Raw genomic sequence first — 19,787 nt, 5'->3', positions numbered from 1 at the left:
CGTTCAAGCCGCCTCCTTGATCCGATCGAACACGGCATAGGCGCGCGCCGTCGCGGGGCGTGCGGCTATGGCCTCGAACCAGCGCTTGATATGGGGAAAATCGTCGAGATTCTGGCCCTGCCGCTCATGGGGCACGATCCAGGGATAGATCGCCATGTCGGCAATCGAGTAATCTTGGCCCGCCACGAAGGCGCGGTCGGCGAGCCGCTTGTCGAGCACGCCGTAAAGACGCGCCGTTTCCTTCACATAGCGGTCGATCGCATAGGGGATCTTCTCGGGTGCGAAGGTGCCGAAATGATGATTCTGCCCCGCCATCGGGCCAAGCCCGCCCACCTGCCAGAACAGCCATTGCAGCACCTCGGCGCGGCCCGCGAGATCGGCGGGCAGGAAGCGCCCGGTCTTCTCCGCAAGATAGAGCAGGATCGCGCCCGATTCGAACAGCGACAGCGGAGCCCCGCCGCTGGGCGGTTCGTTGTCGACGATGGCCGGAATGCGGTTGTTCGGAGAGATTGCCAGGAAGCCGGGGGCGAACTGCTCACCCTTGGAAATATCGATCGGATGCGCGCGATAGCCGACCCCCGCCTCCTCAAGGAACAGCGTGATCTTGTGCCCGTTGGGGGTGCCCCAATAATAGAGATCGATCATCCTTCTGCTCCTCGCCGCCAACCGATGTTACAGATCGGTACGTCGCTGTGAAGAGTCAAGCAGAACCTCTCCCGCACGGGAGATGTTCTGCTTGCCAACGCTACGCCCGCGCCCTTGCCTCGGCGACATGCTCCAGGATCGTCAGCGGCAGCGCGCCTTCGAGCAGCACCTCGTGGAACTGGCGGAGGTCGAACTTCGCGCCCTGGATCGCCTTGGCCCGCTCGCGCGCCTTCACCCAGCTCATATGGCCGATCTTGTAGCTGCACGCCTGGCCCGGCCAGACGCAGTAGCGATCGACCTCCCGCTGGGTGCGGGGGCGCGCGAAGCCGGTCGCCTCGATCATATAATCAGTGGCCTGTTCGCGGCTCCAGCGCTTGTAGTGGATGCCAGTATCGGTCACGAGCCGCACCGCGCGGAACAGGAAGCTCTGGAGGAAGCCGACTCGGCCGATCGGATCGCCCTCATAGACGCCCAGCTCGTCGGCGAGCTGCTCCGAATAGAGCGCCCAGCCCTCGACATAAGCGCCGAACGGCGCGTCCTTGCGCAGCATTGGGAGGTCCTTCGCCTCCTGCGCCAGGCTGATCTGGAGATGATGGCCCGGCACGCCCTCATGATAGGTTAGGCTCGGTAGGCCGTAGCGCGGCCAGTCGGCGGTATCCTTGAGGTTGATATAGTAGATGGCGCCGCGCGAGCCATCGAGCGCGGCCGAGTTGTAATAGCCGTTCGGCGCGCCGTCCTGGATGAAAGGCGGCACCCGTTTCACCTCTAGCTTCGCCTGCGGAAGCGTCGCAAAGGCCTGGGGCAGCTTCGCTTCGATCACCTTCACCAGGCCGTTGATATAGTCGATCAGCTCGGCCCGGCCGGCGTCGGTATTGGGGAAGATCTGCTTGGGGTCGTGGTTGAGCGCGGTCAGCCGCTCGCCGATCGAGCCCCGGGTCATCCCCTGCCCCTTGAGGATCGCGTCGATCTGCGACGAGATGTCGGCGACCTGTTCGCGACCGATGTTGTGGACTTCCTCGGGCGTCAGCTTGGTGGTCGTCGCGTTCATCAGCGCGTCGGCATAATATTCGTCGCCCTTGGGCAGCCGCCAGCAGCCGGCATCATGGGTCGCCGCCTTGCGCAGACCGGCGACGAGCGCGATCTGGCGGTCGAGGGCCGGAAACACCTCGCTGGTGACGATCCTCTCGGCGACAGCCTGATAGTCACCCGGGATATTCTTCTGCTTCGTCCGGCGGACGACCGATTCGACCATTACCGTGTCCGCGGCGGGCGTATCGCGCAGCGCCTTGAGCTGCGCCATTGTCAGGTCGAGCGCGAAATCCGGAGCGAAGGCGCCGTAGCGGACATCCTCCTGCTGGAAGCGCGTATTCTCGTCGAGCACCCGCGCGAACTCGCGCAGCCGGGCGACATAGGCGTCGGCGTCCGGCTTGGTCTCGATCACATGTTGCGAATCTAGGAAGTCCGGCACCTGCGAATAGGGGCCAGTCAGCTGGCTGATCGCATAGGGCGTGTAATAGCCGTCGGTGTCGCCGAACGGATATTTGCCGCCGCCCTTGGTGACCTGCTCGAAGATATAGACGATCACGTCATAGTTGAGCTGGGCCTTTGGCGAGAAGGCGGCGCGGTCGAAGCCTCGGAGCTGGGCCAGCGCGGCCCTGTCGCGGGCAAGGCTGCCCGCCTGATCGGCCTTGCTATAGCCATCCAGCCTGCTCTTCGCCGCGACGCGCGGCCCCTTGTCGAGGCCCAGGTTTGTCGCGAGTTCGGGACTGTGGTCGAGCTTCTGCTCCCACAGCGAGGCGGCGAGCGCGGAGAGCTTTTGGTCGGCCGTGTTGCCCGAAATGGCGGCAGCCTCGACCAGCCGCGGCACCGCGCCGGCAAGCAGTGCCAGGCCGGCCGAGCCGATGAATTGACGTCTATCCATGAAAATCGTCTCCCGAACGGGTTATGGCCGGGAGATTATCCGCTGATTTCAGAGGTGCAAGACTGTATTAGTCGCAGAAGACACCTTTGATTGCCCCCAGACGCCGGGCGCAGGGCATCCGCCCTGCTAGGCTCCGCGCCAATAAGGCGCGGCGGCCGTTCGGCCTTGCGGAGCGCTGGTCGGGCTCCGATGCTGGGCTCGATGTCCGAGCGGGCCAATATCGAAGGCCCGAAGTGCCTGCCGCCCGGCGCCTGAGGCAATTTCGAATGAAGTGGGGAGCTTCTGTTGCCCGGTGCTCCGAGTCTCAGAGTGGGTCGGGGGGTTCTGTTGCCCGGCCCCCCCGGGGCCGCTGGATTCCGCTTCTGTTGCCCGGTGCGGACCGAACCGCGCTAAGCCTTAGTAACTTTGTCCGTGAGGACTAGGTTACGCGGCGATCGCGAGTGCCTCGTTATCGTTAGCACTTGTAGGTTCGAACGGTTTAACGGCTCATTCAGGCCGGGCAAAAACATCGCCTTTGAATACACGTCGATCCTAGTTCGGCCCCGTCAGGAACCCCGTTGCCGGGCCTTCTGGTGGAGCCGCCGGGTACCGCCCCCGGGTCCGCTGCATCTATTTCGCGACATCATTTATCACCATAGCCGGGCGAACCCGGCAGGACCCATATAGGGGCGCGTCGCGGATATTTGAAGCCTTCGCGTGCGCGGATCAGTCCTTCCTCTTAAGTTCCGCCAATATTTCGCGCAAAAGCACAACCTCCTCCGCTGGGGCCGCCGGCGCATCCTCCTGCTTCCGCTGGAGCCGCTGCACTGCGCGCACCGCCAGGAACACGATGAACGCCACGATCAGGAAATTGACGGTAACGGTGATGAACTGGCCGAAGCCTAGCAGCGGCACGCCGGCCTTCTTGAGATCGGCGTAGCTGGTGATCGAGCCCGCGAAATCGGCGGGGATCGCGCCGAGCCGGATAAAGTGACTCGAAAAATCGAGGCCGCCGGTAAGATAGCCGATCACGGGCATGATGAGGTCGTCGGTCAGCGAGGTGATGATACGCCCGAACGCCGCGCCGATGATCACCGCCACCGCCAGATCGACGACATTGCCCTTGTTGATGAAGGCCTTGAAATCGTTAAGCATGTCAGGCTCTCCTTACGCATGTCCGAGCAGCTCGGCCGTGACGCGATCATCGCCTTCATGCAATAAAGGTCAAGCCGGGCATTGAACTCCTACGCGTCGGCAATACGTAGCGCATTGATATAGTCGGTTCAGGGAAGACCAGCAGATGACCATCGATCGTCGTTTCTCCGCCGCCCTGCTTGCTCCGGTCGCTGCGATTGCCGTCAGTGGCTGCGGCATCAACAGCGTGCCGGCGGCGCAGGAGGAAGCCAAGGCGAAGTGGGCGGATGTCCAGACCCAGTATCAGCGCCGCGCCGACCTCATTCCCAACCTCGTCAACACCGTGAAGGGCTATGCGGCGCAGGAAAAGTCGGTGCTTACCGATGTCACCAACGCCCGCGCCCGCGCGACCAGCATCCAGCTGTCGGGCGCCGACCTGCAGGATCCGGCCAAGGTGAAGGCTTTTGCCGATGCCCAGGCGCAGCTCAGCGGCTCGCTGGGACGCCTGCTCGCCGTGTCGGAGGCCTATCCCGAGCTCAAGTCGAGTGATCAGTTCCTCGCGCTGCAGAGCCAGATTGAGGGCACCGAGAACAGAATTTCGATCGCCCGCCGCGATTATAACGAAGCGGTGCGCAGCTATAATACGCTGATCCGCACCTTCCCGACCGCGATCGGCGCCAAGGTGTTTCATGGCGCCCAGCCACTGCAGCCATTCGAAGCCAGTGCAGGTGCCGCCAACGCGCCGACCGTCACTTTTTGAGATCTGAGACGGTGTTGCACCCAGCATCTTTCCTCCCTCCCCCGAAGGGGAGGGGGATCGTTGCTTTTGTAGCGCTCCTCCTCCTCTCACTCCTCACCGCTCCCGCCTTCGCGCAGAGCTTTCCTGCGCTCACCGGCCGCGTCGTCGACAACGCTCACCTTCTCCAGCCCGATCAGGCCGCCGCGCTCGACGCGAAGCTCGCGCAACTTGAGCAGCAGAGTGGCCGGCAGATGGTGGTTGCGACGATCCCTGACCTGCAGGGCTACCCGATCGAGGATTATGGCTATCAGCTCGGCCGCAAATGGGGACTCGGCGACAAGAAGGCCAATGACGGGCTGCTCCTCCTGGTCGCGCCCAATGAGCGGAAGGTGCGGATCGAGGTCGGCTACGGCCTCGAACCGATCGTCACCGACGCCTTGTCGAGCGTCATCATCCAGCGAAACATCCTGCCCAGATTCCGTGACAAGGACATGGCCGGCGGTATTCTCGCCGGCAGTAACGCGCTGGTGCAGCTCCTCCAGCTTCCGCCCGACCAGGCCCGGGCGCAGGCCGCGAAGCTCGTCGCCGAGGACCGCCAGAAGCAGGAAAGCGGCCCGCCGCTCTCGCTGATCTTCTGGATAATCGTGCTGCTCTTCATCTTCGGGTCGAGCATCGCCAACCGCTTCGGTGGTGGTCGCCGCTATCGCCGCGGCGGCGGGCCGGTCATCCTCTGGGGCCCCGGCTGGGGCGGAGGCGGCGGCGGCTGGGGCGGCGGTTCCGGGGGCGGCTGGGGCGGCGGCGGCTTTTCGGGCGGCGGCGGTTCGTTCGGCGGCGGCGGATCGTCGGGGAGTTGGTGATGCAGAAGATCAGCATCGACGAACAGGACATCGAGCTCGTCACCCAGGCCGTCACCGAGGCCGAAAGCCGTTCGGACGCCGAGATCGCGACGATCGTTGCCGAACGCTCGGACAATTATAACGACGTGCCGCTGGTATGGGCGGCGCTGATCGCTTTGTTCGCGCTGGCCGTCTATGCCGCCTTCCCCGATGTCTATGTCGGCTTGATCGACCGGTTGAGCGGAGGCTGGCACATCTGGACGCCGCGCGAGCTGCTGACCATTATGGTCTTCGCCGCGACGATCAAATTCCTGTTCACGCGCTTCATCATCGCCTGGTGGCCGCTGCGCATGGTCTTCACGCCGGGCAAGACCAAGACGCGGCGCGTGCGCAGCCGCGCTATCGCCCTGTTCAAGGCATCGACCGAGCGGCGCACGCGCAGTCGTACCGGGGTGTTGGTGTACCTGTCGATCGCCGAGCACCGCGCCGAGATCGTTGCAGACGAGGCAATCGTCGCGAAGGTTGCGCCCGAAGCCTGGGGCGCGGCGATGGCGCTGCTGGTCGATCACCTCAAGGAAGACCGGCCGGGCGAGGGGATGGCGGCGGCCGTCAGCGCGATCGGCGACGTTCTTGCCGAGCATTTCCCACACAGCGGCAACGACCCCGAGGAGATGCCGAACAGGATGATCTACCTGTGACGATGCAAGTCGAGACGATGTGGCAGGGCCGCTTCATCACTGCAAAGCGCGAAGGCCAGTGGGAATATGTCGGCCGCGCCCGGGGCATCCGCGCCGCGGTGATCGTAGCGATCGACGACGGCCACATCCTGCTGGTCGAGCAATATCGCGTGCCGCTCAAGGCGAACTGCATCGAACTGCCCGCCGGGCTGATCGGCGACGAAACCGCGGGCGAGGCGATGGAGACCGCCGCCGCGCGCGAGCTGGAGGAGGAGACCGGCTACCGCCCCGCGCGAATCGAAGCGATCGGTGAATTCGCGTCGTCACCCGGGATGGTTTCGGAGACCTTCACCCTGGTTCGCGCGACGGGGCTGGAGAGGGTGCATGACGGCGGCGGCGTCGAGGGCGAGAACATCATCGTCCACCGGGTCGCCTTGGATGCGGTTGCGGATTTTCTCGAGCGCCAGCGTGCGCTGGGCAAGATGATGGACGTGAAGCTGCTACTGCTGCTGGGCGGCGGTATAGTTAAAGATTGATCGGCCCGACCTGGAAATTGTCGGCATAAGCCTGCAGCTTGAGCGTCCGCGCCCCACCAGCAACGACATGGGCGGTCAGGCCCTCCCGTTCGGCATAGGCGCGCGCAGCGTCCAATGTCGGGAAGGCCAGCTTGACCTGTCCGCGGGTGTCGCCCGACCCGGTCCACCCGGTCAGCGGATCGGCGCGCTTGGCTTCGGTCGGCTCATATTCGAGAATCCAGCTATCTGTCCGGGCACGGCCGGACTGCATCGCATTCTTGGTGAGCTGATAGATGCGCGCATGCGCCATGTGGATTGTCCCGAACGGCGTTGATATATGCGAGAGAGCCTTGCCGCAGCGCAGCGACGCTCGTCAAGACCGCTGCATCGCCTTCTTCGTCCTGAGCGTCGGATCGGCCCCCGCCGGATCGTCCGGCCATGGGTGCCGGGGATAGCGGCCGCGCATTTCCTTGGCGACGGCGGTCCAGCTGCCGGACCAGAAGCCGGGCAGGTCCTTGGTCGTCTGGATCGGCCGCCCGGCCGGCGAGGTCAGTCGCAAGGTGAGCGGCACGCTTCCGCCGCCCACCATCGGATGTGAAGACAGGCCGAACAGCGCTTGCGGGCGGATCTCGACCGCCGGACCTCCTTCCGCCGCATAGTCGATCGGATGACGGCTGCCGGCCGGCGACACAAGATGCTCTGGCGCGAGCCGATCGAGCGCCTGCCGTCCATCCCAACCGAGCAGATCGTGGAGCGCATGCGACAGGCTGGCGGCAGAAATGTCCGTAAGCCGTCGCTTGCCCTCGACCAATGGCGCGAGCCAATCGTCGAGGGTCAGGATCAGGGTGGCGTCCGACAGGTCAGGCACGTCGCCGCCATGATCCGCCGCGAAGGCCGCCCTCGCTCGCAGCGCCGTCACGCCCTCGGGCCACTCGATCAGTTCGAGCCCGCGCGTGCGCACCGCATCGAGCAAGGCCGCGCTGATCATGGCGGGGGAGGTACTCTCGTCGCGGCCCGAGGCGAGCACGATCGCACCGAGCCGGCGCTCGCGCCTTGCCTCGACCGCTCCCGTCGCGGGATCGAAGCGGGCGGTGCGGCTGATCTCGATGCGATCAGCGAACAGCCTCTCGACCTCCGCCGCGGAGATCGGCGCCGCCGACAATATCCTCGCACCCGACGCCGCACCCTGGATTTCCGCCACCGCCAGCCAGTCGTTGCGCGCGAGCGGCGATGTCGGATCGAGCCGGAAGCCCCGCCCACCGCTGGATATCCAGTCTTCTCCTGACGCGGAGCGGCGCTTGGCGACGCGATCCGGATAGGCCAGCGCCACCGCCGCGGCTATCATCGAGTCGTCGCGACCGCGCTGGCCGACGAGCCGTGCCCAGCGTCCCGCCAGCTGCCGTGCCCCTTCGGCGCGCTTGCCGCGCTCGCTGCGCCAGCGCCGCAGCCGCAGCTCGAGATCGGCGTCCTGGCCGCCAAGTCCGCGCTCCGACAGCAGCACGGCCACTTCCGCCGCCGTCTCGGCAAAGCCCTGCTCGCCGGCCCGGATCATCATATGGCCCAGTCGGGGCGATAATGGCAGGCCGGCTATCGCCTTGCCATGCGGCGTAGGCCGGCCGTCGGCGTCGATCGCCTCGAGCCGGGCCAGCCGCTCGCGCGCCTCGCCGATCGCGGCAGGCGGCGGCGGATCGAGCCAGCGCAGCGTCGCCGGATCGGCGACGCCCCACAGCGCGCAGTCCAGCGTCAGGGCGGACAGATCGGTCTCCAGTATTTCGGGCGGATCGAAGCGCGGCAACCCCGCCGTGGCCGCTGCTTCCCACAGGCGATAGACCACGCCCGGCTGCTGCCGCCCAGCGCGGCCGGCGCGCTGCGTCACCGATGCCTGGCTCGCGCGCTCGGTGACCAGCCGGGTCATCCCGGCAGCGCGATCATAGCGCGGCCGCCGGGCAAGTCCCGAATCGACGACGATTCGCAGGCCGTCGATGGTGACGCTGGTCTCGGCGATCGAGGTGGCGAGCACAAGCTTGCGCATACCCGGCGGCGATGGCGCGATCGCAGCCCGCTGCTCGGCAGGATCGAGCGATCCGTGCAGCCGGTGAAGAACCAGGTCCTCGGGCAGGCCGATCAGCCGCTCGGCCGTGCGCTCGATTTCGGCGACACCCGGCAGGAAGGCCAGCAGGCTTCCGCTCTCTTCGGCCAGTGCACGGCGGATCGCCGCCGCCATCTCGTCCTCGATCCGCTTCTCGGCCGATCGGGCGATGTGGCGGAGTTCGATCGGAAAAGCCCGGCCTTCGCTCTCGATCAGCGGCGCACCGCCGAGAAGATCGGCGAACCGTCCGCCATCGAGCGTCGCCGACATCGCGACGATGCGGAGGTCGGGCCGCAGCGCCGCCTGGGCATCCAGCGCCAGCGCCAGGCCGAAATCGCTGTCGAGGCTGCGTTCGTGCACTTCGTCGAACAGCACCGCCGACACGCCGGGCAAATCGGGATCGGCCTGGATGCGGTTGACGAAAATCCCCTCGGTGACGACCATGATCCGCGTCGCCGCCGACTGTTTGCTGTCGAGCCGGGTGGCATAGCCGACCGACTTGCCGACCGGCTCCCCGGCGAGCTCGGCCATGCGCTCGGCAGCGGCGCGGGCGGCGAGGCGGCGTGGGGACAGCAGCAGGATCTGTCCGTCGCACCAGACCTGACCCACCAGCGCCGGCGCCACGGCGGTGGTCTTGCCCGCGCCCGGCGGCGCGACCAGCACCGCATTGGACTGCACGGCGAGCGCGGCAATGAGATCGGGCAGGACGGCGTCGATCGGCAACATGGCGGAGGTGTGGCAGACTTGCAGCGATCCGTCATCCCGGCGCGCGCCGGAAGGAGAGTTCAATAGGCGCGCGACACCGCGAACTGGGCGGCCTCGACCAGCGCGGACTTGGCCAGGCCATTCGGGAAGCGCGCCAGCGCGTCGATGGCGCGCTGCGAATAATGGCGCGCACGCGCCGCCGTGTCGGCCAACGCTCCGGTTTCGCGCAGGATCGCCGTCGCCCGGACCAGATCCTCGTCCTCGTTGCGCAAGCCCTCGATCGCCTCGCGCAGGAATTCGCGATCGACGGCGCCGGCGCGGGCGAAGGCCAGGATCACCGGCAAGGTCACCTTGCCGTCGCGGAAATCGTCACCGGCGTCCTTGCCCATCGTCGCACCGTCGGAGACATAATCGATCACATCGTCGACCAGCTGGAAGGCGATGCCGAGGTGGCGGCCATATTGGTCGAGCGCCTCCTCGATCGCGGGTTCGCGCTCCGCCACCACCGCGGCGATGCGGCAGGCAGCGGCAAACAGGATCGCGGTCTTGGCGGTGATGATTTCGAGATAGCGTTCTTCGCTGGTATCGATCCGGCGTTGCGCCGTCAGCTGGTTGACCTCGCCCTCCGCAATAACCGCAGAAGCATTGGAGAGGATGCGCAGCACCCTGAGCGATCCATCCTCCACCATCAGCTCGAACGACCGGCTGAAAAGGAAATCGCCGACGAGGACGCTGGCGGCATTGCCCCAGATCATATTAGCGGTGCTGCGCCCGCGGCGCAGGCCCGACTGGTCGACGACATCGTCGTGCAGCAGGGTGGCGGTGTGGATGAACTCGACGGTGGCGGCCAGCTTGTGGTGCCGCTCGCCGCTATAATCGAGCAGCTTCGCGCAGGCGAGGGTCAGCATCGGCCGCATCCGCTTGCCGCCGCCGGCGATCAGATGGCCAGCCAGCTCGGGGATGAGCGGCACGTCCGATTGCATTCGCGCCAGAATGACGCTGTTCACGGCGTTCATGTCGGAAGCGACCAGGGCCATGATCGGATCAAGCGAGGGCGTCGACGCGCGGCGGATCGGGGTGACGGTAGCAGTCATGGGCCAGCCCATGAGCCCCGATCGCGGGAAAGGCAATATGGCGGCGATATGAACAGGACTTTCGAGCCGTTGCGGATCAAACTCCGTGCTTGCCAAGCCCGGCCCCGATCAACATTAGACGCAAGCAGCAATAGCGAGGGGCGGCGGCATGACAGACGATATCCTGAATCGCTACCGGGAAAGCATCGACAACATCGATGCGGCGCTGATCTTCATGCTGGCGGAGCGCTTCAAGGTCACCAAGGCGGTCGGCGAATATAAGGCCACCACCGGCCTGCCTCCTGCCGATCCCGCCCGCGAGAAAATCCAGATCGAGCGGCTGCGCACGCTGGCCAAGAGCGCCAATCTCGATCCGGACTTTTCCGAGAAATTCCTGCGCTTCATCATCGACGAGGTGATTCACCATCATCGCCAGGCGAAGGGTATTTAGTTTAGCCTCAGACGCCGGCGGTCGCATCCGCGACTTGGCTTGCCTCGCTATGCTCGGACGCGCTGCACGCGCTTGCCTCTTCGAACCACTGGAGCTTTGCGGTGGTGGAGGCGGAGCCGAGAAGCCGCGAAAAGCGGCCCGAGCTTATGCGAGGAAGCCAAGCAGGGCGGACGTCCTGGGCCTGACGTTTGAGGGCTATAAACTGTCAGCCATCTCGGCCAGTTCCAGCCAGCGCAGCTCGGCTTCTTCCTTCTTCGTCCGTGCCGCTTCGATCGCCTGCATCAGCGCGTCGAACTTTTTCGGGTTCTTGGCATAGAGATCAGGATCGGCCAGCGCTGCCTCGTCGCGCATGATCGCCGCCTCCAGCTTTTCGATCTCGACCGGCAGCAGTTCGAGGTCGCGCTGGTCCTTGTAGCTCAGCTTCGTCCTCGCCTTTGCCGGAGCCGGCGGCTCCGCCTTCGGCGCTGCGGCGCGCTTCGGTTCGCTGCGGCCGGTCCGCTGCCGCTCCCAGTCCTCATAGCCGCCGGCCACGATGTCGACCTTGCCCGAGCCGTCGAGACCAAGGGTCACCGTCACCGTCCGGTCGAGGAAGTCGCGATCGTGGCTGACGATCAGGACGGTGCCCTCATAATCCGAGATAACCTCCTGGAGCAGATCGAGCGTCTCGAGGTCGAGATCGTTGGTCGGCTCGTCGAGCACCAGCAGGTTCGACGGGCGGGCGAACTCGCGCGCCAGCAGGACGCGAGAGCGTTCGCCGCCGGACAGCGTGCCGATCTTGGCTTCCGCGATGGAGGGCTCGAACAGAAATTCCTTGAGATAGCCGTGGACATGCTTCCGGACGCCCTGGACATCGATCCAGTCGCCGCCATCGGCGAGCACGTCGCGGACCCGCTTGTCGGGAGCCATCAGCTTGCGCTGCTGATCGATGACGATGCCGTTCAGGGTCTTCGACAGCTTGATCCGCCCTTCATCGGGCACCAGCTCCCCGGTCAGCAGCTTGAGCAGGGTCGACTTGCCGGTGCCGTTCGCGCCGACCACGCCGATTCGATCGCCGCGCGTCACGCGGAAGCTGAAATCCTTGATGATGGTGCGCGCTTCGAAACGCTTGGTGACATGCTCGGCATCGATGACAACCTTCGTCTTCACGTCGTCGACGGCGATGGCGAGCCGGGCGGTGCCGGGCGGGCCGAGCATCGCCTTGCGCTGCTCGCGCATCTCGTAGAGCTTGGTGAGCCGTCCCTGGTTGCGCCGCCGCCGCGCCGTGACGCCGCGCAGCTTCCAATGCTCCTCGATCTTGAGCTTGGCGTCGAGCCGCTCGGCGTTGCGCGCTTCCTCCTCATAGACGCGCTCGGTCCACGCTTCGAATCCTCCGAAGCCGACCTCGTGGCGGCGGATCGCGCCGCGGTCGAGCCACAGGGTCTGGCGGGTCAGCCGAGTCAGGAAGGTCCGGTCATGGCTGATCGCGATGAACGCGCCGGTAAAGCGGCCGAGCCAGCCCTCCAGCCATTCGATCGCGGCGAGATCGAGATGATTGGTCGGCTCGTCGAGCAGCAGCACGTCCGGCTCCATCGCCAGCGCGCGGGCAATCGCGGCGCGGCGGCGTTCGCCACCGCTGGCGCTTGCCGCCTCGCGCGACAGATCGATGCCGATCTGGTCGGCAATCGCCTCGACCTCGTGCAGCGCCGGCGCGTCGGGGCCTGCCATTGCGAAATCACGCAGCGTCGTGTGGCCCGCCATCGACGGTTCCTGCTCAAGCAGCACCACGCGCGAGCCCGGCACGATGGTGCGGAGCCCCTCGTCGGCCTCGATCGTGCCGGCCAGGAGTTTGAGCAAGGTGGTCTTGCCGGCGCCGTTGCGGCCGATCAGCGCGAGCCGGTCGCGTGGCGCGACATAGAGGTCGAGCCCGCGAAACAGCCAGCCGCTGCCCTGCACGAGGCCGAGATTCTGATAGGCGAGTATAGGTGCGGGCATAAGCCGTCGGGGGCCTGTTCTGGGGTGTCTTCGATCGGCAACAGGTTGCCAGTTTTCGCTAAAGCACGAACATTCATGCCCTATTCAAGCCCCAGACCCTATGCCAATACCCCATGTCAATGCGTAACCCCCTTGCCGCCATGTGTCTGGCGATCTTCTTTCTCGCCAGCGCGCCGGTCTCGGCGGATCGCAATCGCTCGCCTGAACAGGATGCTTTGCGCAACGGTGTGCGCTCGGGCGAGCTCCTGCCCTATCAGGAGATGCGCGCGCGCGCGCAGGGCCGGGTCGATGGCCAAATGATCGGTTCGGAGTTCGATCCGGGAACAGGACGCTACCGTTTCAAGTTTCAGCGGGGCGGATCGGTGATATGGATGGACATGGACGGCCGCACCGGACGCGAACTGGGCCGCGTCGGTCAATAAGCGGCACCTGCCAAGGCGCCTGAAAAGGGGAATATATGCGCGTCCTGATCGTCGAGGATGAACCGAATCTCGGCCGGCAATTGCGGGCGACGCTCGAAGGCGCCGGCTATGCGATCGATCTCGCCACCGATGGCGAGGATGGGCATTTTCTGGGCTCCACCGAGAATTATGACGCGATCATCCTCGATCTTGGCTTGCCCGAGGTCGACGGGTTGACGGTGCTGGACCGATGGCGGCGCGAGGGCAGGGATACGCCGGTGCTGGTGCTGACGGCGCGCGACAGCTGGTCGGACAAGGTCGCCGGGCTCGATGCCGGTGCCGACGATTATCTCGCAAAGCCGTTCCAGACCGAAGAGTTGATCGCGCGGTTGCGGGCGCTGATCCGCCGCGCTTCGGGCAATGCATCGTCGGAACTGACCGCGGGCGATGTCCGCCTCGACACGCGCAGCGGCAAGGTAACGCTCGCGGGCGAACCGGTGAAGCTGACGGCGCAGGAGTATAAGCTGCTCAGCTATCTGCTCCATCACAAGGGCAAGGTGGTCAGCCGCACCGAGCTGATCGAGCATATCTACGACCAGGATTTCGACCGTGATTCGAACACCATCGAGGTGTTCGTCACACGGATAAGAAAGAAGCTCGGCCAGGATGTGATCACGACGATCCGCGGGCTCGGCTATTCGCTGGATGATCCGGCCTAAGGCTGGTCATGACGCCGCTTAAGCGTCGGTTTGCGGCGGTGCGCGGCTGGTTCTCCAGGCGGCGTCACCACAGCGAGACCCACTCGACCGGTTCGCTGACCGGGCGGATGATTTCGATCGCAGCGCTGTGGATCAGCGTCTTGCTGGTCGCGGGCGGCTTCGCGCTCGATCGGGTGCTGAGCGAGGCGATTACGCGCAATTTCGACGCCCAGCTCGAATATGTCCTCAACGCGATGATCGCATCGGCCGAGATCGGCCCCGATAGCGAGGTCCGGTTCAACCGCCCGCTGGGCGACCAGCGCTTCCTGGAACCCTATTCCGGCCTGTACTGGCAGGTGTCCGGCCCTGGCCATGAGCCGTTCCGCTCGCGCTCGCTTTGGGACCGCGCATTGCTCCAGCAGCGAGATCACGCCGGCCAGCAGCTCCACGTCGCCGACAGCGACGAGTTCGACGGCGAGCCGCTGCGCATTCTGGACCGGGAGGTTCGGCTTCCCGGCTCATCGACCGAATGGCGATTCCAGGTCGCCGCCAGTCGCGCCAACCTCAACGATCAGATCGCGGTGCTCCGGCGGACACTGGTCCGCTCCTTCGCGATCCTCGGGCTCGGACTGCTCATCCTGGCCGCGCTGCAGGCGACCTATGGCCTGTGGCCGCTGCGCAGCCTGCGCCGGGCCGTGGCGGCGGTCGGCTCGGGCGCCAGCGCGCGGATCGACGCCAAGCTTCCCAACGAGGTTCGCCCGCTGGTCGAGGAACTCAACGAGCTGCTCGCGCATAACGAGCGGCAGGCGGAGGAGGCGCGGCGCCATGCCGGCAACCTCGCCCATGCGCTCAAGACGCCGCTGACCGTGCTGATGAACGAGGCGACCGCCGGCAGCGCCGAGCTGGCCGAGACGGTGGTGCGCACCACCGCCGACATGCGCCGCCAGGTCGATCATCATCTTGCGCGGGCCCGCGCGGTCGGCCGCCGCGCCAATGCGCAGGCTCGTTCGGAGGTGTGGCCGTCGCTCAAGGCGGTCGAGCGCGCGATGGCGCGGATGCACCGCCACGTCACGGTCGACATGGTCGGCGACCAGAAGGCGGTGGTCCATGTCGAGCGGCAGGATCTTGATGAGATTCTCGGCAACCTGATCGAGAATGCCGCCAAATATGGCCAGGGTCGGGTCTTCGTGACCGTGGTCCGCGAAATCTCGAACATCGCGGTGTCGCGCAAGATCGATTTCGTCGAGATCCTGATCGAGGATGACGGACCCGGCATCCCGCCGGCCGAGCGCAACAGGCTGTTCGAACGCGGCGCGCGGCTCGACACCGGCAAGCCCGGCACGGGCCTCGGCCTCGCCATCGTGCGCGACGTCGTCGGCATCTATGGCGGCACGATCGGCCTGGAGGAGAGCGAGGATCTCGGCGGGCTGCTGGTTCGGGTGAGGCTACCGGCGGCAAGCTAGCGCCGGCTCTACAAGGCCTTGCCCGCTCGCCCCGCGAGTTCGACCACATATTGCCATGCCACCCGACCCGAGCGACTCCCCCGCTGCGTCGCCCAGGCGATCGCGTCGAGCGGCTGGAATTCCAGCCCGAAGCGGGCCGCATAGCCCGCCACCATCGCAACATAAGTGTCCTGGTCACAGACGTGGAAGCCGAGCGACAGGCCGAAGCGGTCCCCTAGCGCAAGCTTGTCGTCGACCACGTCGCGCGGGTTGATCGGGCTGTCCTGCTCCTTCAGGTCGCGCGAGACGATATGGCGACGATTCGCGGTGACATGGAGCCTGGCGTTGCCGGGTCGTGCCTCGGCGCCGCCTTCGAGCATCGAGCGCAGCAGCCGTGGTCCTTGTCCGCCCGACGCATCGTCGAAGCCGAGATCGTCGAGGAACAGGACGAAGGCACGCGGCACGTCGGCAATCGCGGCGAACAGCCGGGGCAGCATCTCGACCTTTTCACCCGCCACTTCGATGAGCGCGATGTCGTGCCCCTCGGCCCGCAGCTCCGCGACGGCGGACTTGACCAGCGCCGACTTGCCGGACCCGCGCGCGCCCCAGAGCAGCACGTCATGCGCGGCGGCGCCGCGGGCGAGACGCCGCGCATTGTCGACCAGCGCCGCCTTTTGCGCGTCGATGCCGGTCAGCAGGTCGAGCGGCAGCGGCGCGAAGGCGCGCGCCGCTGCGAGTCCCCCGTCGCGCCATACATAGGCGGCATGCGCGGCGGGATCGGCATGCGGTGCGGGGGGCGGCGCAAGGCGTTCGAGCGCGTCGGCGATACGGGCGAGGGTGGGGTCGGTCATGACGGTGCGGATAATCCAACCGGTTTCGTCATGCCAGCCCGCGCGGGATTTTGTCGGCCCCGACCCTCTCCTGTTCCGTCATGCCAGCGAAGGCTGGCATCCATGTCTGTTTCCACGCGCCATTCCACCGATCCATTAACGGATCTAAAGGCTACGCCTCGATCCTATAGTGCTTGAGCAGGTCGTAGAGCGTCGGCCGGCTGATCCCCAGCATCTTCGCCGCACTCGAGATATTGCCCTCGCTGCGCGCCAGCGCCCGCGTGATCGCGGTGCGGTCGGCGACCTCGCGAACCGCCTTCAGGTTGAGGAAGCCGCCATCGTCGCGCTCGGGCAGCAGGTCGAGATCCTCGGCCGTGATCAGCTTGCCGTCGGCCATGATCACCGCGCGCTTGAGCTTGTTCTCCAGCTCGCGGACATTGCCGGGCCAGCGCCAGCCATCGATTGCCGCCAGCGCATCGGGGGCGAAGCCGCGAACCGGCGAACCCATGTCGCGCGCGAGCTTCTTGACCAGCATGCGTGCGATCAGCAGCGCGTCGCCGGGTCGCTCGGCGAGCGAAGGGATACGCACCACGATTTCGGCAAGCCGATAATAGAGGTCCTCGCGGAAGCGCGCCGCCGCGATCATCGCGTCGAGATCCTGATGGGTCGCGCAGACGATCCGCGTGTCGACAGGAATCGGCTTGCGGCTGCCGATCCGCTCGATCACCCGCTCTTGCAGGAAGCGCAGCAGCTTCACCTGGAGCGGCAGCGGGATATCGCCGACCTCGTCGAGGAACAGGGTGCCGCACTGCGCCTGCTCGATCTTGCCTTCGGTGGTCTTGATCGCTCCGGTGAAGGCACCCTTCTCATAACCGAACAACTCGGCTTCCAGCAGATTTTCGGGGATGGCGGCGCAGTTGATCGCGACGAAATTGCCGTCGCGGCGCTTGCTTGCGCGATGCAGGCCGCGCGCAAGCACTTCCTTTCCGGTGCCGCTCGCGCCGAGCAGCATGATCGAGACGTCGCTGGTCGCAACCCGCTCGATCGTGCGGGCGACCTTCAGCATCGCCGGGTCGTTGGTGATCAGGCCGCCGTCCAGGGCCGCGCCGTCGCCCTGCGCCTGGAGCCGGGCATTTTCCTGCTCGAGCTCGTGGAGCTGGAAGGCGCGCGCGACGATCAGGCCCAGCTCGTCGATGTCGACCGGCTTATGATAATAATCATAGGCGCCAGCGGCCACGGCGCGCAGCGCGCCTTCGCGTGCGCCATGGCCGGACGCGACAATCACCTTGGTATCGGGCTTGAGCGCAAGGATCTCGTCGAGCGTGGCGAAGCCCTCGGTGGTGCCGTCGGGATCGGGCGGCAGGCCGAGATCGAGTGTCACCACGGCCGGCTCGTAATGGCGTAGCGCATCGATCGCCGCCGCGCGGCTGGTGGCCGAGATCACCTCATAATCCTCATAGGCCCAGCGCAGCTGCTTCTGCAGGCCTTCATCGTCCTCGACGATCAGCAGGCGGGGCTTTGCGGCGTTGCTCATGCTGTTGCGCCGATCCTGCCGCCGAACAGCGCCGCCAGCGGGAGGGCGATGGTAAAGCGGCTACCCTGGCCTTCGCGGCTTTGCACCTCGAGCCGTCCGCCCATGCCCGCGATGATCGAGCGCGCCTCGAAGGCGCCGATGCCGAAGCCGCCCTGCTTGGTGGACGAAAAGGGGTGGAACAGCCGCGACCGGATGAACTCCGCCGACATGCCGCAGCCGCGATCGACGACCTCGACTATGGCCTCCAGCCCGCGGCGCCCGATGATCAGGTCGATCGGTTCGCCCCTCGGACTGGCATCGATCGCATTCTGGAGGATATGGCTGAGCGCCTGCTCGAAGCGGTCGGGATCGACCATCGCCATCACCTCGTCGCGCGCGTTGATCCGCACCGGATAGCTGTTGGTGCGCTCGCGTAGCAGCTCTTCGGCGAGTTCGCGCAGCGACCAGGGCGCCGGCTCGTCGGGCTGCGAGCGGTGATGCTGCGACAGGCGCGCCAGCAGGTCGTTCATCTTGCCGACCGAGTTTTTCAGCGTGTCGATCATGTCGGCCCGGAATTCTGGCTTGTCGGCATGGCGCTCGGCATTGCGCGCGAGCAGGCTAAGCTGGCTCACCAAATTCTTGATGTCGTGCATGATGAACGCAAAGCGCCGGTTGAATTCGTCGAAACGCCGGGCATCGGAAAGCGCCTCCTGTCCGCGGGCTTCGGCTAGATAGCTCGCCACCTGCCGCCCCGCCACCCTCAGCAGATCATGATCCTCGTCGTCCAGCAGCCGCGGTTCGAGCGGGCGCTCGAGGAGTGCAGCGCCGACCAGACGGTCGAAATGGATCAGCGGCACCAGCGTCCAGCCCTGCTCCTCCGCCACCATCCATTCGGGCACGAGCGGCAGCACCAAAGACGTTTCGCCAGCGCGCATCTGTTCGAGTTCGATCACCTCGCCCTCGGCTTCGAGGTGCGCGGCGAGGTCCGCGCCCGCCGCCACCTGCGGTGCATCGAGCGATTGCCAGTTCCATCGCGCCGAGGCCTCCAGCCCGCCATCGGGACTCCGCAGCATCAACAAGCCGCCGGGACAATCGAATATATCGGCGATCGCCTTGACCGTCCGTTCCGCCAGCGCAGGGGCCGCCTCGCCGGGCTGGCCCACGGTTTCCGTGAACCGGCGCCATTCAAGGCGGTAATCATAGCGGTGCTGGAACAGGTGGCGCCCGATCTCCTTCTTGAACCGCTCCCGGAACCGGGTGGAAGGAAACAGCGACAGCGCAAAGGTGGCGAACGCGAAGGCGATCGTGAGCTGGGGCAGGCGCTCGACATGCCCGCCCACGGCCAGCAGCCGCGCTAACAGGACCATCGCGGCCAGATAGCCGCCACTGACCACGAGGACCACGGTCTGGAAGCTGGCGCTGCGCGATGCCCGAATGCGATTGAGGGTGGCCAGCCGGCTCACCGACACCAGCATCGGCGCGATCAGCACCATCACGAGGCCGCGCAGCGCGAACAGCCCCTTCGGCCAGCCGTCCAGGAGATAGGCCACGGTCGCCAGGTTGAGGTCGAACGCCCACATGACGGCGAGCGCCAGCATCGGCGAGCCGAGTCCCCATCGCGCTTCCGGCGATGCCGCAGTGTAGAGATTGTGCAGCAGGCACAATGCGCCAATGGCGATCGCGATGCGCATGGCCTGCCCCGACAGGAACAGCCCTTCCTGAATGCGCGGGCTGCCGGAGAATAGCAGCGGCAGCAGCTTGATCACCACCGATGTCAGGATCAGCGTGGCAAGCAGAACGTAGAGCGCCAGAACGGCCGGCCGCCGCTTTCCTGCGCCTAGCGTCGGCTGGAGCGCGAACAGGAAGCCGACCCAGGCCGCATCGGCCAGGCTCTTGGTGACGCTCGACGCGACGCCGCCCGCGCCGCTGGTGGCGACCAGCGCACACCAGAGCGCCGTGAGCCCGCATGCCAGGGTCAGCGCGATCCGGCGCGATCCGCCCGTTCGGACAGTCGCCAGCCAGCCGACCAGGGCCGCGAACATGAACGCCGCCAGCGCGTGGCCCCACATCGTGGCGGCCTGGATGATCGGTTCGGGCAGGGTTGTGGTATAGGCGGGAGAAAGCTCGACCTGACTGGCCAGCATCGCGGCTTCGAGTCCCCGCGCCAT

At 66.2% G+C, this 19,787-nt stretch carries 18 protein-coding genes and 1 other RNA gene; 8 read left to right on the top strand and 11 right to left on the bottom strand.

The features are described from left to right. Positions 1-3: 3 nt before the first annotated feature. The 4 genes from AC1DPF_RS06080 to mscL all read right to left on the bottom strand — a co-directional run bounded on the left by AC1DPF_RS06080 (position 4) and on the right by mscL (position 3,700). The gene (locus AC1DPF_RS06080; protein WP_477868638.1) at positions 4-645 is read right to left on the bottom strand and encodes a glutathione binding-like protein; all 642 of its coding nucleotides are present in this window, start codon (positions 643-645) and stop codon (positions 4-6) included. A gap of 100 nt (positions 646-745) precedes the next feature. Then, a complete protein-coding gene (locus tag AC1DPF_RS06075) occupies positions 746-2,566 on the bottom strand; it encodes a DUF885 domain-containing protein (RefSeq protein WP_477960252.1) in 1,821 nt (606 codons plus the stop codon). Between the two features lie 351 nt (positions 2,567-2,917). Beyond that, positions 2,918-3,258: a transfer-messenger RNA gene (gene ssrA, locus AC1DPF_RS06070) on the bottom strand. 13 nt (positions 3,259-3,271) lie between these two features. Beyond that, positions 3,272-3,700 carry a large conductance mechanosensitive channel protein MscL gene (gene mscL, locus AC1DPF_RS06065; protein WP_477868642.1) on the bottom strand — a complete coding sequence of 143 codons (429 nt, stop codon included), beginning with the start codon at positions 3,698-3,700 and terminating at the stop codon, positions 3,272-3,274. Positions 3,701-3,845: 145 nt separating this feature from the next. On the opposite strand from mscL, the gene AC1DPF_RS06060 reads away from it, so the two are divergent. From AC1DPF_RS06060 to AC1DPF_RS06045, 4 genes are read left to right on the top strand one after another with little or no spacing between them, the layout of a single operon-like run. Then, the gene (locus AC1DPF_RS06060; RefSeq protein WP_477868644.1) at positions 3,846-4,439 is read left to right on the top strand and encodes a LemA family protein; all 594 of its coding nucleotides are present in this window, start codon (positions 3,846-3,848) and stop codon (positions 4,437-4,439) included. A gap of 56 nt (positions 4,440-4,495) precedes the next feature. Then, a complete protein-coding gene (locus tag AC1DPF_RS06055) occupies positions 4,496-5,275 on the top strand; it encodes a TPM domain-containing protein (RefSeq protein WP_477960398.1) in 780 nt (259 codons plus the stop codon). After that, positions 5,275-5,952 carry a TPM domain-containing protein gene (locus AC1DPF_RS06050; protein WP_477960250.1) on the top strand — a complete coding sequence of 226 codons (678 nt, stop codon included), beginning with the start codon at positions 5,275-5,277 and terminating at the stop codon, positions 5,950-5,952. The genes AC1DPF_RS06055 and AC1DPF_RS06050 overlap by 1 nt, the downstream gene beginning before the upstream one ends. Positions 5,953-5,954: 2 nt before the next feature. Continuing rightward, positions 5,955-6,467 (top strand): NUDIX hydrolase, encoded by a 513-nt coding sequence (locus tag AC1DPF_RS06045; protein WP_477869262.1) that lies wholly within the window; start codon positions 5,955-5,957, stop codon positions 6,465-6,467. Here the strand turns inward: AC1DPF_RS06045 and AC1DPF_RS06040 are convergent. The 3 genes from AC1DPF_RS06040 to AC1DPF_RS06030 form a co-directional block, all read right to left on the bottom strand. Beyond that, positions 6,457-6,756, bottom strand: coding sequence for an ETC complex I subunit (locus AC1DPF_RS06040; protein ID WP_477868648.1), 300 nt, complete (start codon positions 6,754-6,756; stop codon positions 6,457-6,459). The two genes, AC1DPF_RS06045 and AC1DPF_RS06040, sit on opposite strands and share 11 nt — an antisense overlap. A 63-nt stretch (positions 6,757-6,819) precedes the next feature. Continuing rightward, on the bottom strand, positions 6,820-9,261 hold the full coding sequence (gene hrpB, locus AC1DPF_RS06035; protein ID WP_477960248.1) for an ATP-dependent helicase HrpB: 2,442 nt from the start codon (positions 9,259-9,261) through the stop codon (positions 6,820-6,822). 59 nt (positions 9,262-9,320) lie between these two features. Then, positions 9,321-10,334, bottom strand: a complete 1,014-nt coding sequence (locus AC1DPF_RS06030; RefSeq protein ID WP_477868652.1) for a polyprenyl synthetase family protein — start codon at positions 10,332-10,334, stop codon at positions 9,321-9,323. Between the two features lie 148 nt (positions 10,335-10,482). On the opposite strand from AC1DPF_RS06030, the gene AC1DPF_RS06025 reads away from it, so the two are divergent. After that, a complete protein-coding gene (locus tag AC1DPF_RS06025) occupies positions 10,483-10,764 on the top strand; it encodes a chorismate mutase (protein WP_477868654.1) in 282 nt (93 codons plus the stop codon). Positions 10,765-10,959: 195 nt separating this feature from the next. Here the strand turns inward: AC1DPF_RS06025 and AC1DPF_RS06020 are convergent, their stop codons facing one another. Next, a complete protein-coding gene (locus AC1DPF_RS06020) occupies positions 10,960-12,735 on the bottom strand; it encodes an ABC-F family ATP-binding cassette domain-containing protein (protein WP_477960244.1) in 1,776 nt (591 codons plus the stop codon). Positions 12,736-12,854: 119 nt separating this feature from the next. Between AC1DPF_RS06020 and AC1DPF_RS06015 the strand changes: the two genes are divergently transcribed. Genes AC1DPF_RS06015 through AC1DPF_RS06005 form a run of 3 tightly spaced genes read left to right on the top strand, consistent with a single transcriptional unit; the run spans position 12,855 to position 15,297 of the window. Beyond that, positions 12,855-13,157: a PepSY domain-containing protein gene (locus AC1DPF_RS06015; RefSeq protein ID WP_477868658.1), complete on the top strand. Its 303-nt coding sequence runs from the start codon at positions 12,855-12,857 to the stop codon at positions 13,155-13,157. Between the two features lie 35 nt (positions 13,158-13,192). Next, positions 13,193-13,855 (top strand): response regulator transcription factor, encoded by a 663-nt coding sequence (locus AC1DPF_RS06010; RefSeq protein WP_477868660.1) that lies wholly within the window; start codon positions 13,193-13,195, stop codon positions 13,853-13,855. An 8-nt stretch (positions 13,856-13,863) separates the two neighbouring features. After that, positions 13,864-15,297, top strand: a complete 1,434-nt coding sequence (locus tag AC1DPF_RS06005; RefSeq protein WP_477868662.1) for a sensor histidine kinase — start codon at positions 13,864-13,866, stop codon at positions 15,295-15,297. An 8-nt stretch (positions 15,298-15,305) separates the two neighbouring features. Here the strand turns inward: AC1DPF_RS06005 and AC1DPF_RS06000 are convergent, their stop codons facing one another. From AC1DPF_RS06000 to prsK, 3 genes are all read right to left on the bottom strand, one after another. After that, complete coding sequence (locus AC1DPF_RS06000; protein ID WP_477868664.1) at positions 15,306-16,127, bottom strand: ATP-binding protein; 822 nt, start codon at positions 16,125-16,127, stop codon at positions 15,306-15,308. 151 nt (positions 16,128-16,278) lie between these two features. Then, positions 16,279-17,640: a PEP-CTERM-box response regulator transcription factor gene (gene prsR / locus AC1DPF_RS05995; RefSeq protein WP_477960242.1), complete on the bottom strand. Its 1,362-nt coding sequence runs from the start codon at positions 17,638-17,640 to the stop codon at positions 16,279-16,281. After that, positions 17,637-19,787, bottom strand: a complete 2,151-nt coding sequence (prsK, locus tag AC1DPF_RS05990; protein ID WP_477960240.1) for an XrtA/PEP-CTERM system histidine kinase PrsK — start codon at positions 19,785-19,787, stop codon at positions 17,637-17,639. The genes prsR and prsK overlap by 4 nt, the downstream gene beginning before the upstream one ends.

It is taken from the genome of Rhizorhabdus sp. P4_G6 (assembly GCF_056401045.1).
The sequence above is the reverse complement of the archived record's forward strand: the minus strand, read 5'-3'. Positions and strand labels throughout refer to the sequence as shown.

Coding starts and splice junctions, on each gene's coding strand:
- AC1DPF_RS06080 (WP_477868638.1), bottom strand. CDS start 645: ATGATCGATCTCTATTATTGGGGCACCCCCAACGGGCACAAGATCACG.
- AC1DPF_RS06075 (WP_477960252.1), bottom strand. CDS start 2,566: ATGGATAGACGTCAATTCATCGGCTCGGCCGGCCTGGCACTGCTTGCC.
- mscL (WP_477868642.1), bottom strand. CDS start 3,700: ATGCTTAACGATTTCAAGGCCTTCATCAACAAGGGCAATGTCGTCGAT.
- AC1DPF_RS06060 (WP_477868644.1), top strand. CDS start 3,846: ATGACCATCGATCGTCGTTTCTCCGCCGCCCTGCTTGCTCCGGTCGCT.
- AC1DPF_RS06050 (WP_477960250.1), top strand. CDS start 5,275: ATGCAGAAGATCAGCATCGACGAACAGGACATCGAGCTCGTCACCCAG.
- AC1DPF_RS06045 (WP_477869262.1), top strand. CDS start 5,955: ATGCAAGTCGAGACGATGTGGCAGGGCCGCTTCATCACTGCAAAGCGC.
- AC1DPF_RS06040 (WP_477868648.1), bottom strand. CDS start 6,756: ATGGCGCATGCGCGCATCTATCAGCTCACCAAGAATGCGATGCAGTCC.
- hrpB (WP_477960248.1), bottom strand. CDS start 9,261: ATGTTGCCGATCGACGCCGTCCTGCCCGATCTCATTGCCGCGCTCGCC.
- AC1DPF_RS06030 (WP_477868652.1), bottom strand. CDS start 10,334: ATGACTGCTACCGTCACCCCGATCCGCCGCGCGTCGACGCCCTCGCTT.
- AC1DPF_RS06025 (WP_477868654.1), top strand. CDS start 10,483: ATGACAGACGATATCCTGAATCGCTACCGGGAAAGCATCGACAACATC.
- AC1DPF_RS06020 (WP_477960244.1), bottom strand. CDS start 12,735: ATGCCCGCACCTATACTCGCCTATCAGAATCTCGGCCTCGTGCAGGGC.
- AC1DPF_RS06015 (WP_477868658.1), top strand. CDS start 12,855: ATGCGTAACCCCCTTGCCGCCATGTGTCTGGCGATCTTCTTTCTCGCC.
- AC1DPF_RS06010 (WP_477868660.1), top strand. CDS start 13,193: ATGCGCGTCCTGATCGTCGAGGATGAACCGAATCTCGGCCGGCAATTG.
- AC1DPF_RS06005 (WP_477868662.1), top strand. CDS start 13,864: ATGACGCCGCTTAAGCGTCGGTTTGCGGCGGTGCGCGGCTGGTTCTCC.
- AC1DPF_RS06000 (WP_477868664.1), bottom strand. CDS start 16,127: ATGACCGACCCCACCCTCGCCCGTATCGCCGACGCGCTCGAACGCCTT.
- prsR (WP_477960242.1), bottom strand. CDS start 17,640: ATGAGCAACGCCGCAAAGCCCCGCCTGCTGATCGTCGAGGACGATGAA.
- prsK (WP_477960240.1), bottom strand. CDS start 19,787: ATGGCGCGGGGACTCGAAGCCGCGATGCTGGCCAGTCAGGTCGAGCTT.